Below are 13,195 nucleotides of genomic sequence, written 5' to 3'. Positions count from 1 at the left end.
TAAAACCTTAGTCTGCCTGAAAATTACGTTTCTCTAATACTTTCTGACGTTTATGAGTAAAAGATTGCTTGTAAAACAAATAATTACCCAAAAATGCGATAATAAAGAGCGTCAGAAAAGTACTGAGAATATTTGGAATGAGTAAAATTTTCCATTGAGAAACAAGTAAATCATAATATTTGATAATGCCTACACTCACTGGCACAAAAAGTACTGCCATATACCGAATTAACAAACTAGAACCCAAATAAATCCATTCTAAACGAATAATACGTGTCGTTAAGCCTAAAAAAAGTAGTAATAACCCCCAAATGCTACCAGGAATCCCCAAAGGGATATAGTGAGAAATCAAATTGCCGAGTAGTAATATAATGTATAAAATGACAAGCGAACGAACTAGTTGAATGCCTTTTTGGAGTAACATATTTCCTCTTTCAACTTATTTAACAATAATTCAAATTTATTTTACGCTTTTTTTGTTAGAATTACCCTCTCTTTTTAGTTAAATATTGCGATATAGATCAAAGAAATTCCAAATGATTAAAAATGCTTTCTTATTTTTAGCCCTAATTTTGACCGCACTTTGGACGCAATTTTCAGTCGCTACTGAACGCCAAATGGCATGTTGGGTTGTAGGTGTCAGCGATGGCGACACCCTAACTTGCCTCTTACCCACTAAAAAACAATTTAAAGTACGATTACAAGAAATTGATGCTCCTGAAAAAGGCCAGCCATTTGGAAAAAAAGCCAAACAATATCTTTCCCAGCTAGTTTTCAAACAAAATGTGACGTTGTCCGTTTCTGGTTACGATCGTTACCAACGTATTTTGGCAACGGTTTACCTGCAAGAACAAAACATCAACTTAGAAATGGTAAAAAACGGCATGGCGTGGGTTTATCCGCAATATGTTAAAAATCCACTCTACTTTCAGGCACAAGATTTTGCCCAACAACAAAAAATTGGCTTATGGCGAGATTCCAACCCTATTGCCCCTTATGAATGGCGAAAACAGAACAAAGCAGGCAAACATGGAGGTCAACATGGCTTTTGATTATCAATCATTTAAAAATGAATTTCCTTATTTTAAATCGTCAAATGCCGTGGTTTATTTGGATAATGCGGCAACAGCATTAAAACCTCAAGCACTAATTGATGCAACAAGTACTTTTTATCAATCGGCAGGCTCCGTGCATCGTAGTCAGTATGAAGCCGCACAAACAGCACAATATGAAAATGCCCGTCACTTAGTTAAAACCTTAATTAATGCAGAAGATGAAAAAGCAGTGATTTGGACTTTAGGAACGACGCATAGCATTAATTTAGTCGCTAATGGTTTACTCCCCTCTTTGCATACGGATGACGAGATTTTAATTAGCCAAGCAGACCATCATGCTAATTTTGTTACGTGGCATGAGACAGCGAAAAAATGCGGAGCGAAAATTCAAGTGTTGCCTATTTTGGATAATTGGTTAATCGATGAAAATGCCTTAATTGCAGCCTTAAATGAGAAAACCAAATTAGTGGCGCTCAATTTTGTTTCCAACGTAACGGGAACAGAACAACATATTCAACATTTAATTCACCTAATTCGTCAACATAGCAATGCGCTCGTTTTAGTGGATGCCGCTCAGGCTATTAGCCATATACAAATTGATTTGCAGGCATTAGATGCGGATTTTATTGCCTTTTCGGCACACAAAATTTATGGGCCAAACGGCATTGGCGTATTAAGCGGAAAATTAAGCTCACTTTCCCTGCTACAACCGCTTTTTTACGGTGGAAAAATGATTGAGCGCGTATCCCATGAATGTATTACCTTTGCTGATTTGCCTTATCGATTAGAGGCTGGCACACCGAATATTGCTGGCGTGATTGGCTTTGGTGCAGTGCTAGATTGGCTCAAAAAATGGGATTTTCAGGCAGCCGAGACACATGCTGTTGAACTTGCCGAGCAAAGTAAAGTGCGGTTGAAAAACTATCCGAATTGTCGTTTATTCAATTCACCGCAAGCAAGTTCTGTTGTATGTTTTGTTTTTGATGGCATTGCAGCATCCGATCTTGCTACCCTATTAAGTGAACAAAAAATTGCGTTGCGTGTTGGCGAACATTGCGCCCAACCTTACTTAGCCCGCCTTGGCGAGCGCACCACATTACGACTTTCTTTTGCGCCTTACAATAGCCCGCAAGATGTGGACGCTTTTTTTGCGGCATTAGATAAATCCTTAGAGTTATTAACATGCTAGAAAACATTAAACAGGCAAAAAATTGGGAAGATCGTTACCGTTTCATTATTCAAGCCGGTAAACATCTTCCTCAACCTTCTCCAGATGAATTGGCTCAAATGCAATCAATTCAAGGCTGCGAAGCGGGACTTTGGTTTATGACCATTCTACAAAATGACGGTACGTTTCAATTTCAAGCTTACAGCGAAGCGCGCATTATGAATGGTTTGTTATGGTTGTTGTTACAACACATCAACGGTAAAACCCGAGACCAATTACAACAATTTAATATTCGTCAATTTTTTGATGAGCTTGGTATTGCCTCTCGCTTAAGTGAAACCCGCTTAAATGGTTTAAAGCAAATCGAAGAAATCTTGCACAATCTGTAATTATGTATCTGATCGAACCCTTTTTTAAATTAACCGCCTTAGAAAATGATATTGGGCAACAAAGCCGTTTACTCAATGCAGTCACCGACCAATGGCGTTATAACGGACAAATTATCGGCCGTGAAATCCCCCTTTATTTAACGGAAGAAGATGGCGAACAAGGTTTTGCGATGCGCGTTATTTGCCCTGAGCAAGATAGTCTTTTACCCGAGAATAATAACCAAACTGTAAATCTGGCGATGGAAAATGCTGAAAAGTGCGGTCTAAAATTTCAAGGTTTTCAAATTATTGCCGATGATTTAAATGCAGACAGCACCGCAGAATGCAGCCATCCTGCATGGCAGATGCTTTATACCACACATTTGCAATCTTGCTCGCCATTGCATAGCGGAGATGATTTCTCCCCAATTCCACTTTATAAACAGCTAAAAAATCAACCGCACTTAAGCCAAGATTTGATTAAATGGCAGGAAAATTGGCAGGCTTGCGATCAGTTGCAAATGAATGGTTCAGCTTTAGAAAAAGAAGCGTTAAATGAAATCGCCGAGGTTAATAGCACGCTTAGCAAACATGGACGCTACCTTGCTGCTGAAATCGAAAAAGAAAGCGGCATACCGACCTATTATTATTTATACCGTGTCGGTGGACATTCTTTAGAATCGGAACAACAACGCTGTTGCCCGCAATGTGGTGGCGATTGGACATTAGACGCACCACTATTTGATGTAATTTACTTTAAATGCGACCAATGTCGATTAGTCTCGAATGTGTCGTGGAATTTTTTATAACGCTTTCGTCATTCAGGAAAACAAATGAACTATCAAGATAAAAGCCTTCAATCTTTAAAACTCGGTCAAGCAACAGAATATGCTGCGAATTATGACCGCACTTTGTTACAACCCGTGCCTCGAAAACTCAATCGTGATGGCTTAGGCATAACTGAACAGCAGCCATTTTCCGAAGGGACGGATATTTGGACAGCCTACGAAATTTCTTGGTTAAATCCAAAAAGTTTGCCACAAGTAGCTATTGCCGATGTGGAAATTGATTATCGCAGTGAAAATTTAATTGAATCGAAAAGCTTTAAACTCTACTTAAATAGCTTTAACCAAAGTAAATTTGCTGATTTTGCTAGCGTAGAACGCACTATGCGTGAAGATCTAAGTGCTTGTGCTCAAGGCGAGGTCAAAGTACGTTTGCATCCTTTATCCCATTATCAAGGACAAAGTATTGATACTTTACCGGGCGATTGCATTGATGATCAGGATATCGAAATCCACAGCTACGAATTTGATGCAGACATTTTGCAAGATTGTACGTCCAATAACGTGGTGGAAGAAACCTTAGTAAGCCATTTATTGAAATCTAACTGTCTTATCACCAGTCAGCCGGATTGGGGAACCGTGCAAATTCATTATGTGGGTAAGCAAATCGATCGCGAAAAACTTCTCCGCTACATAGTGTCTTTCCGTCAACATAATGAGTTTCACGAGCAGTGTGTCGAGCGTATTTTCTGTGACTTGATGCATTACGCCAAACCAGAAAAACTCACCGTCTATGCACGTTATACGCGCCGTGGTGGATTGGACATTAATCCATTCCGTTCGAACTTTGAGGAAATTCCACAAAATTTACGTTTGGCAAGACAATAAGTAAAAAGAAAAAGTGCGGTGAAAATCAACCGCACTTTTTACTTTATACGTGACGTAAATCGTGAGCTTGTTGTAATAACTGACGACTTTCTTGCAAAAATTGATCAGAATATTCCCCAAACCATTCTCTCACTTGATGGAACGCATCAATAAATCCTTGGCGATCGCCTTTTTCAAAGAATTGTAACGCCTCTTCATAAGTTTGTTTCAAGCTTTCAATCACATCTAAATTTTCTGGCTTATCCATAATAATATCGGCATAAAGTGCCGCATCTTGGGCGAATAGACGACCAATCATGGCTAATTCCAAACGATAAATCGGGGAAGATAGCGCCAATAAATTGCTTAAATTGACGGGCTGTTTAGAAAGATGCAGACCATTCGCAAAGGTGGAAAAGTGACGTAATGCTTGAATATACGTCATATTGTGGTCGTGCTCTGACGCATCAATTTGATAAATTTTAGCCCCCCAGATTTGAATTTGCTCTAGCAACCATTCATAACGTTCACTAAAACGCCCATCACAACGCACAACCACTTGTTTTGCCATGCTAGCAATATCAGGTCCAAACATTGGATGCAGCCCAACCACTGCCCCTTTATGCACGTCTAACATTTTAGCCAATGGTGCTCGTTTCACGGAGGTGAGATCCGCCAATAGCATATTTTCCGTTAAATAGGGTTTTAAACGTTCTATGGTTTCTAACGTGTGATCAATTGGCACGGAAACAATGACAACATCTGCATTCGTTAAAATGCGTTCTGCCACATCCCAATCATCTAGATCTAAAATAGAAATAGGATAACCAGAAGCGCGCAAATAGCGGGCAAGTAATTGCCCCATTTTTCCGTAACCGCCGACAATAACAATTTTGTTAATGGCTGGATTCAGAGTTTTAAAACCAAATTGATTTTCATTGGAGTAAGATTCTCGCATGAAACGACGCAGCACATCTTCGATGAGTTGTGGAGAGATTCCTGCTTTCGCCGCTTCTTCTCGGCGTGCTTGTAACATCGCTAATTCACGATCTGGTGCATAAATCGGTAAACCTTTTTCATGTTTTACTTCGCCGACTTGGGTTACCAGTTCGAGGCGTTTAGCAAAAAGTTGAATCAGTTCACGATCGAGCGCATCAATTTCCTGACGTAAATGGCTAAGAGCATCCATAATTCACCTGTAATATCTTATTTACATAGATTGCAATTAAAAGGTTACAGGTGAGATTACTGGAATTAAAACAGAAAGGCAAATGGTTAGAGAGATTGTGTAATCAAACGTTGCGGACGAATTACATTGTTATCATCGATAAGTGCCACGCCTAAAAAGATATTCTTGTCAGAAAACAACCGCACTTGACCACGCAATTTTGCTTCATTAGCAAATTTAACGCGCTGTCCAAAGCCTATACCTTTACTTTGCTCTGCGTTTAACTTTAATGCAGGTAATTTACTGACTGCTGTATCTATTGGTAAAAGATGTTGATCAAGATCACCTTGCTCCGCAAGCGCCTGCAAAGCATCCCATGTCATCATCTTTTCTGTTGGATAATCCGCAACCGCAGTTCGACGTAACACTGTCACATGAGCGCCACAACCTAACACTTCACCTAAATCATCCACTAATGTGCGGATATAGGTTCCTTTCGAACAATGCACTTCTAAAGTTAAAGAAGGTGCTTGATACTCGATAAAGTTTATCTCAAAAATCGTGATAGGACGGGCTTCACGTTCTACGGTAATGCCTGCGCGAGCATACTCATACAACGGTTTTCCATTGTGCTTTAATGCAGAAAACATGGTTGGTACTTGCAAAATATCACCACGGAATTGTTCAAGTGCGGTCAAAATTTGTGATGTTTCCACATTGACAGGGCGCGTTTCGACCACTTGCCCTTCAGCATCTGAGGTATCCGTACGTTCACCTAATTTTGCTGTAACCACATAGCGTTTATCTGCATCTAACAAAAACTGAGAAAACTTTGTAGCTTCACCTAAACAAATAGGCAGCATACCGGTTGCTAATGGATCGAGCGCACCGGTATGTCCTGCTTTATTCGCTTGGAATACGCGTTTCACCTTTTGCATAATGTCATTCGATGACATGCCTTGTGGCTTATCTAATAAAAATACGCCATCAATATCACGTCCACGCTTACGAGGTCTCGACATTAGTCATTTTCCTCAACGTGTTTTTTCTCGTCTTCACGTACTACGTTTGTTACTAAATTAGACATACGCATCCCTTCAACTAAGGATTGATCGTAGAAGAAACGAATTTCCGGCACAATGCGTAAGCGCATCGCTTTACCCACTAATGAACGGATATAAGGTGCTGCTTTTTCTAACCCTTTCATGCCTTGTGCGATCGCTACTTCATCATGATCAAACAAAAATGTGACAAACACTTTTGCATAAGCTAAATCGCTTGATACCTCCACATCAGACACGGTTACCATGCCAATACGGGGATCTTTCACTTCACGTTGCAAAATGATGGCGATTTCTTTTTGTAATTCCTGTGCAACGCGATCGCTGCGTTTAAATTCTCTTGCCATAATATTTCTCTTATTAAAAAGCGGTCAAAAATACGTTGAATTTTGACCGCTCTTTTTATCGATTAGATTGAACGTTTAACTTCAACGACTTCAAACACCTCGATTTGGTCGCCGACTTTCACGTCATTGTAGTTTTTAACGCCGATACCACATTCCATACCATTACGGACTTCAGAAACGTCATCTTTAAAGCGACGGAGAGATTCCAATTCACCTTCAAAAATTACCACGTTATCACGTAATACACGGATTGGGTTGTTGCGTTTTACTACACCTTCGGTCACCATACAACCTGCAATTGCACCAAATTTCGGATGTTTAAACACATCACGCACTTCAGCCAAGCCGATAATTTCTTGTTTGAATTCAGGTTGTAGCATACCACTCATCGCGGCTTTCACATCATTTAATAGTTCATAAATGATGGAGTAATAACGAAGGTCAATGTTTTCTGCTTCGATAATACGACGAGCAGAAGCGTCCGCACGTACGTTAAAGCCAACAATAATCGCATTAGAGGCTGCCGCTAGGGTTGCATCAGTTTCAGAAATACCACCGACACCAGAACCAACAACTTTCACTTTCACTTCATCAGTAGAAAGATCTTGTAACGATTGAATAATCGCTTCCACAGAACCCTGTACGTCTGCTTTTACGATGATATTCAGTTCAGCAACATCACCTTCAGCCATATTGCTAAACATATTTTCAAGTTTCGCTTTTTGCTGACGAGCAAGTTTCACTTCACGGAACTTACCTTGACGGTGTAATGCGACTTCACGTGCTTTTTTCTCATCACGCACTACAGTCGCTTCATCACCCGCTGCTGGTACACCAGAAAGACCTAATACTTCAACCGGGATAGATGGGCCTGCTTCATCGATTTCTTTACCGTTTTCATCGCGCATTGCACGAACACGACCGTATTCAAAACCGCAAAGTACGATATCACCTTTACGTAAAGTACCTGATTGAACAAGAATTGTCGCAACCGGACCACGACCTTTATCAAGGTAAGATTCAATCACTACACCGCTTGCCATGCCGTCTTTTACAGCTGTTAATTCAAGTACTTCTGATTGAAGTAGGATGGCATCTAATAAGTCATCAACACCGGTACCTTTCTTCGCAGAAACAGGAACGAATTGCACATCACCACCGAATTTCTCAGAAATCACTTCGTGTTGAAGTAATTCTTGTTCTACTCGGTCTGGATTTGCTTCTGGTTTATCAATTTTGTTCACCGCAACCACTAAAGGCGCACCTGCTGCTTTCGCATGTTGAATCGCTTCAATGGTTTGAGGCATCACACCATCATCTGCCGCAACAACAAGAACTACGATATCCGTTGCTTTCGCACCACGTGCACGCATTGAAGTAAATGCGGCGTGTCCCGGCGTGTCTAAGAAGGTGATCATTTTGCCGTCATCCATTTCTACGTGGTACGCACCAATGTGCTGAGTAATACCACCCGCCTCACCTGCAGCAACTTTCGCTTTACGAATATAGTCAAGCAATGAGGTTTTACCATGGTCAACGTGCCCCATGATCGTTACAACTGGTGCACGAGTCACTTTTTCTGCGTTAACATCACGATCGCCTAATACTTCTTCTTCAAGTTCATTTTCATTGCGAAGAATCACTTTGTGACCTAATTCTTCAGCCACTAATTGTGCCGTTTCCTGGTCAAGCACTTGGTTAATGGTCACCATTTCGCCCATCTTCATCATTGCTTTGATGATTTCAGTCGCTTTGGTTGCCATTTTATTTGCTAATTCTGCAACGGTAATGGTTTCACCAATAACAACATCTTGTTTCACAACCTGAACAGGTTTTGTGAAGGCTTGTTGTAATGCTGCACCTTTCTTACCATTTTTACCTTTACCGAATTTACCGTCTTTTTGATTTTTACGGTTAGATTCGCGCTCATTTTTATTGCCGCCTTTCACGTCATCGCGTTCTTTTTTCGCTTTAGCGACTTTATTTTTACCGCGACCGCGATTTTCATTACGACGTTCTTCTTCGTCTTCTGCTTCTAAAGCATAACGAGAGCTTAAATTGTAATCAGTATAATCTTCTGATGCGCTTTCATTGCTTGACGTATCCGCTTCAGCATAACGTTTAGCATCTTCAGCTGCTTTACGCGCTTGCTCTTCTGCTTTTTGGCGAGCAAGTTCTTCTGCTTTGCGACGAAGTTCCGCTTCTTCCGCTTTACGTTTTTCTTTTTCTGGATCAACAGATTTAGGTTTATTTTCAACCGCACTTTGTGCTGGTTTCGCTGCTTTTTCTGCTTCAACCTTCGCTTTTTCAGCTTTCACTTTTTCAGCTGCAGCTTTTTCAGCAGCTAAACGTGCTTTTTCTTCTGCCGCTTTCTTTTCTGCTTCTTGCTGTGCTTTTAATTTTTCTGCCTCAGCTGCTTTTCGAGCGGCATCTGTTGGCACAGTACGTTTTTTACGAACTTCAACTTGTACCGCTTTTGCTTTACCGCCAGCTGTTGTACTGCTTACGGTTGTTTTTGTTCTGCGTTGAATACTTAGTTTTTTCGGTGCATTCGCATCCGCATTTTTTACATCTTCAGTCATTATTAAACTCCTTACTCTTCGCTAAACCAGCAAATATTACGCGCAGCCATAATAAAGTCAGCGGCTTGCTCTGCGGTTAATTCTTCGATATCAGCTAAATCATCTACACCTTGCTCAGCAAGTTCTTCAAGCGTAGTAATTTGTTTTTCAGCTAATTTAAAGGCAATGTGACGATTCATCCCTTCAAGATTTAATAAACGATCTTCAATATTCGCTTTTTTCAAGGCTTCTTCTTCAGCTGCAGCAGCTGCAGTAATGGCATCTTTTGCGCGACCTTGTAATTCTTCGATAAGATCTTCATCTTCTAAACCATCAATTGCACTCAGTTCGCTCACAGGAACATAAGCCACTTCTTCTAATGAAGTAAAACCTTCATCTACTAAGATTTGAGCAAACTCTTCATCAAGACCTAATTTATCCATGAATAAATTTAATACTTTAGTATCTTCTGCTTGATGTTTCTCATTTAATTGTTCGGTAGTCATGACATTTAATGTCCAACCGGTTAATTGTGTCGCTAAACGTACGTTTTGACCGTTACGACCAATTGCTTGTGCTAAGTTGTCAGCATTAACCGCAATATCCATTGAGTGATTATCTTCATCTACGATAATTGAAGTCACATCAGCTGGTGCCATTGCATTGATCACATATTGTGCTGGATTGTCATCCCAAAGTACGATATCCACACGTTCGCCACCTAATTCATTGGTAATCGCTTGAACGCGTGCACCGCGCATACCCACACACGCACCAACTGGATCGATACGTTTATCATTTGATTTCACCGCAATTTTCGCTCGAGAACCAGGATCACGTGCCGCACCACGAATTTCAAGCATTTCTTCGCCGATTTCTGGTACTTCAATACGGAATAACTCGATTAACATTTCAGGTTTTGCGCGAGTCACAAATAATTGTGCGGTTTTGCTTTCTGGATTCACTTTATAAAGCACACCACGAACACGATCGCCAGGACGGAAGTTCTCACGAGGAAGCATATCTTCACGCATAATCACGGCTTCAGCTTTATTGCCTAAATCTAAAATAATGCTTTCACGGTTTACTTTTTTCACCGTACCCGTAACAATCTTGCCTTCTTCAGAACGGAATTGCTCAACTACTTTTGCACGTTCTGCTTCACGGATTTTTGTACTGATAACTTGGCGAGCGGTTTGCATTGCAATACGGTCAAATGCGATAGACTCAATTTGATCTTCGACATAATCACCAAGTTGAATATTCGGATCTTCAAATTGTGCCGCTTCTAATGTCATTTCTTTTGTTGGCACTTTAACTTCATCAACCACCAACCAACGACGGAATGTATCAAACTCACCTGTTTTAGGATTGATAGATACACGAATATCGGTTTCATAGTCATATTTTTTCTTCGTTGAAAGTGCAATCGCACTCTCTAATGCTTCAAAAATCTTTTCGCGTGGTAATAACTTCTCGTTAGATACTGCTTCAGCAGCTAACAAAATCTCTTTACTCATTTTCCTTTTTCTCCTTTAAAATTTTGCGATTACATTGGCTTTTTGAATGTTGCCAAAAATAAGAACTTGCTCCTGACCATCAACAATAAGTGTCAACATGTCATTTTCAATTTTTTCCAACTTACCTTGCCATTTACGACGATCTAAAACAGGAATACGTAAATGCACGGCGATATCCTCACCCACATAACGTTGGAATTGTTCAAGCGTAAATAATGGACGATCGAGACCTGGTGATGATACTTCTAGGTTATATTTATCCGCAATCGGATCTTCCACATCTAAAATCGCGCTCACTTGACGACTTACATCAGCACAATCATCAACGCCTACGCCACCTTCTTTATCAATGAATAAACGCACGGTCATAAAACGCCCTGCACGTTGGCATTCAATTCCCCAAAGCTCGCAGCCTAAGTCTTCTACTGCACCTTGAAGCATCTCTTGCAATTTTTGTTCTAATGTTGCCAATTTTTGCTCCTAATCTTAAAATTCAGACATAAAAAAAGGGTTAGGTTCGTCAATGAACCTAAGCCCAGTTTCTAAATTTCTCGTACAAAAAAACCCCAAACTTGGGGTTCTTACTACTGAACTTGTTATTGGTTGCGGGGGCCGGATTTGAACCGACGGCCTTCGGGTTATGAGCCCGACGAGCTACCAAGCTGCTCCACCCCGCGTCCGAAATATGGAGTGTATTATAGTGATCTAAATCAAAAGATCAAGCGATTTCTGCTAATTTTCTTGAAAACGTAAGATTTTTTGACCGCCCTTTGCTTTATCTAAAGTGAGAGTTAGAATCCAAAGCCAGTGCCAAGACCTACTCCAACGCCCACACCATTACTGCCGCCGCCAGCACCTACACCAACAGAACAAGCACTCACTAAAGCACTTAATACAGCCACTAAAAATAATTTTTTCATAGATTTTCCTTTGTTAAATGTTCAAATAACCGATAAACGGCCAATAGGTCCGTTCGTGCAATCGGTTTGAACGGAAGTAAAAGATAATAAAGCCAACGAAATCTTCTCACATAAGACAACATATCAGTCCAATAAGTTGTCGGGCAATGAGATTTATAATAATTAAATAATTCATCAAGCTTTTCATCATCTAAGCTTTTCACACGACATAAACTGTCTAAAAATGCCAGCATATCACGTGTAATCAACCAGTGTTCATTATGGCTTTTTGAATGGGATTCAAAGTCCATAAAACTAATCTTACCATCTTTCCATGCAATATCCCGTATGGCTGGACGCCCATGAATAATGCCTTGTTGATGAAGATTAATCAATATATCTATCGCTGAATGCAAAATATGTGATTTTTCTGCCCAAGACAACGTTTCATCATTCAGCCAGATGTTTAATGTTGGCCCCGCATCTTCCAATACTAAATAATTATCACCGAAATAACATAATTTAGGTACTGGTGCACCAATATTATTTAGATGCTGTAGTATTTCACACTCTTCTTTAAAATGTTGCTTTGGATGCGGTTTTAATAATAACCATATCCCTTTTAATTGCTCGGGTTGTTTTAACCAATAATGTTTCCCTAAATATTCAAATTGGAAAACACGTTCCCCACGGTGTTCTTTAAGAAGCATTTGTACATGGGCTTTAAACGACAAACTCATGTTCTCTTACCTAAAATTTTTATTGTATAGTGAAAAGATAAGCGATACATTCTACAAAATTTTTATTCTTTTTCAATCAAGGAGAAAAATATGCATTTTTTCAAAAAAGTGCTTACCGTACTGACATTAGGTTTCTTTACGCTATCTGTACAAGCTTCCCCTTTTAGCATCAGCGAGCAACAAATTAACCAGTATTTAAGTGAAAAAGGCACAATTAATGACAAACTCGGTATTCCAGGATTATTTTCTGTCGATTACGCACTGAAAGATTTGGTGACTAAAATCGGGCAAACTGAAAGCAATCGTGTTGAAATGAGCGGTTTGGTTGATACACTTATCCGTTTATCCGGTAAAACCTACCCAGCTAAATTGAATTTAACCTTTGATGCCGTTCCAGAGTATAACGCACAAGAAGGTGCACTCTATTTAAAAAATCTGCGAATTTTACGCTGGTCTGGCGAACCTAATAGTGCCATGGAGCAACTCCAAGATGTTATGCCGCTATTAAGCGATGGTGTAGCAGCCTTATTAAGTCAGATGCCGGTTTACACCTTAGATGAAAGTGATATGAAACAAATGCTCATTAAGAAATTTGCCAAAGAAATTAAAGTTGAAAAAGGTCGATTGGAATTAATTGGTGGAATGTTTTAACAAAA

At 40.0% G+C, this 13,195-nt stretch carries 15 protein-coding genes and 1 tRNA gene; 6 read left to right on the top strand and 10 right to left on the bottom strand.

What is annotated here, in order from left to right:
• Positions 1 to 7: 7 nt before the first annotated feature.
• Positions 8 to 424, bottom strand: coding sequence for a CidA/LrgA family protein (locus RDV53_RS08805; RefSeq protein WP_005696030.1), 417 nt, complete (start codon positions 422 to 424; stop codon positions 8 to 10).
• 112 nt (positions 425 to 536) lie between these two features.
• Between RDV53_RS08805 and RDV53_RS08800 the strand changes: the two genes are divergently transcribed.
• The 5 genes from RDV53_RS08800 to queF are packed head-to-tail and all read left to right on the top strand — an operon-like array spanning position 537 to position 4,264.
• Positions 537 to 1,052 carry a thermonuclease family protein gene (locus RDV53_RS08800; RefSeq protein ID WP_005696029.1) on the top strand — a complete coding sequence of 172 codons (516 nt, stop codon included), beginning with the start codon at positions 537 to 539 and terminating at the stop codon, positions 1,050 to 1,052.
• Positions 1,042 to 2,244, top strand: a complete 1,203-nt coding sequence (locus RDV53_RS08795; RefSeq protein WP_005696027.1) for a cysteine desulfurase — start codon at positions 1,042 to 1,044, stop codon at positions 2,242 to 2,244. Before RDV53_RS08800 ends, RDV53_RS08795 begins: the two co-directional genes overlap by 11 nt.
• On the top strand, positions 2,238 to 2,612 hold the full coding sequence (locus RDV53_RS08790; RefSeq protein ID WP_005696026.1) for a SufE family protein: 375 nt from the start codon (positions 2,238 to 2,240) through the stop codon (positions 2,610 to 2,612). Before RDV53_RS08795 ends, RDV53_RS08790 begins: the two co-directional genes overlap by 7 nt.
• A 2-nt stretch (positions 2,613 to 2,614) precedes the next feature.
• The gene (locus tag RDV53_RS08785; protein ID WP_005696025.1) at positions 2,615 to 3,400 is read left to right on the top strand and encodes a Zn-ribbon-containing protein; all 786 of its coding nucleotides are present in this window, start codon (positions 2,615 to 2,617) and stop codon (positions 3,398 to 3,400) included.
• Positions 3,401 to 3,424: 24 nt separating this feature from the next.
• On the top strand, positions 3,425 to 4,264 hold the full coding sequence (queF, locus tag RDV53_RS08780) for an NADPH-dependent 7-cyano-7-deazaguanine reductase QueF (RefSeq protein ID WP_005696023.1): 840 nt from the start codon (positions 3,425 to 3,427) through the stop codon (positions 4,262 to 4,264).
• Positions 4,265 to 4,307: 43 nt separating this feature from the next.
• Here queF and tyrA read toward each other — a convergent pair whose 3' ends face one another.
• From tyrA to RDV53_RS08735, 9 genes are all read right to left on the bottom strand, one after another.
• Positions 4,308 to 5,432 (bottom strand): bifunctional chorismate mutase/prephenate dehydrogenase, encoded by a 1,125-nt coding sequence (gene tyrA, locus RDV53_RS08775; RefSeq protein WP_005696022.1) that lies wholly within the window; start codon positions 5,430 to 5,432, stop codon positions 4,308 to 4,310.
• Positions 5,433 to 5,518: 86 nt separating this feature from the next.
• Entirely contained in the window at positions 5,519 to 6,433 is a 915-nt protein-coding gene (truB, locus tag RDV53_RS08770; RefSeq protein WP_005696021.1) for a tRNA pseudouridine(55) synthase TruB, read from the bottom strand.
• Positions 6,433 to 6,819 carry a 30S ribosome-binding factor RbfA gene (rbfA, locus tag RDV53_RS08765; protein WP_005696020.1) on the bottom strand — a complete coding sequence of 129 codons (387 nt, stop codon included), beginning with the start codon at positions 6,817 to 6,819 and terminating at the stop codon, positions 6,433 to 6,435. Before rbfA ends, truB begins: the two co-directional genes overlap by 1 nt.
• A 62-nt stretch (positions 6,820 to 6,881) precedes the next feature.
• The gene (gene infB / locus RDV53_RS08760; RefSeq protein WP_005696019.1) at positions 6,882 to 9,401 is read right to left on the bottom strand and encodes a translation initiation factor IF-2; all 2,520 of its coding nucleotides are present in this window, start codon (positions 9,399 to 9,401) and stop codon (positions 6,882 to 6,884) included.
• 11 nt (positions 9,402 to 9,412) lie between these two features.
• Positions 9,413 to 10,900, bottom strand: a complete 1,488-nt coding sequence (gene nusA, locus RDV53_RS08755; protein ID WP_005696018.1) for a transcription termination factor NusA — start codon at positions 10,898 to 10,900, stop codon at positions 9,413 to 9,415.
• A gap of 15 nt (positions 10,901 to 10,915) precedes the next feature.
• Positions 10,916 to 11,371 (bottom strand): ribosome maturation factor RimP, encoded by a 456-nt coding sequence (gene rimP / locus RDV53_RS08750; protein WP_005696017.1) that lies wholly within the window; start codon positions 11,369 to 11,371, stop codon positions 10,916 to 10,918.
• Positions 11,372 to 11,500: 129 nt separating this feature from the next.
• Positions 11,501 to 11,577, bottom strand: a tRNA-Met gene (locus RDV53_RS08745).
• A gap of 114 nt (positions 11,578 to 11,691) precedes the next feature.
• The gene (locus RDV53_RS08740; protein WP_005696016.1) at positions 11,692 to 11,820 is read right to left on the bottom strand and encodes a hypothetical protein; all 129 of its coding nucleotides are present in this window, start codon (positions 11,818 to 11,820) and stop codon (positions 11,692 to 11,694) included.
• Positions 11,817 to 12,539, bottom strand: a complete 723-nt coding sequence (locus RDV53_RS08735) for an RIO1 family regulatory kinase/ATPase domain-containing protein (protein WP_005696015.1) — start codon at positions 12,537 to 12,539, stop codon at positions 11,817 to 11,819. Before RDV53_RS08735 ends, RDV53_RS08740 begins: the two co-directional genes overlap by 4 nt.
• 90 nt (positions 12,540 to 12,629) lie before the next feature.
• Between RDV53_RS08735 and RDV53_RS08730 the strand changes: the two genes are divergently transcribed.
• Entirely contained in the window at positions 12,630 to 13,190 is a 561-nt protein-coding gene (locus RDV53_RS08730; RefSeq protein ID WP_005696014.1) for a YceB family lipoprotein, read from the top strand.
• The last annotated feature ends 5 nt before the right edge of the window (positions 13,191 to 13,195 follow it).

The sequence above is a fragment of the Haemophilus parainfluenzae ATCC 33392 genome (assembly GCF_031191205.1).
Taxonomy (GTDB): domain Bacteria; phylum Pseudomonadota; class Gammaproteobacteria; order Enterobacterales; family Pasteurellaceae; genus Haemophilus_D; species Haemophilus_D parainfluenzae.
This window is presented reverse-complemented; position numbering and strand designations above follow the sequence as displayed.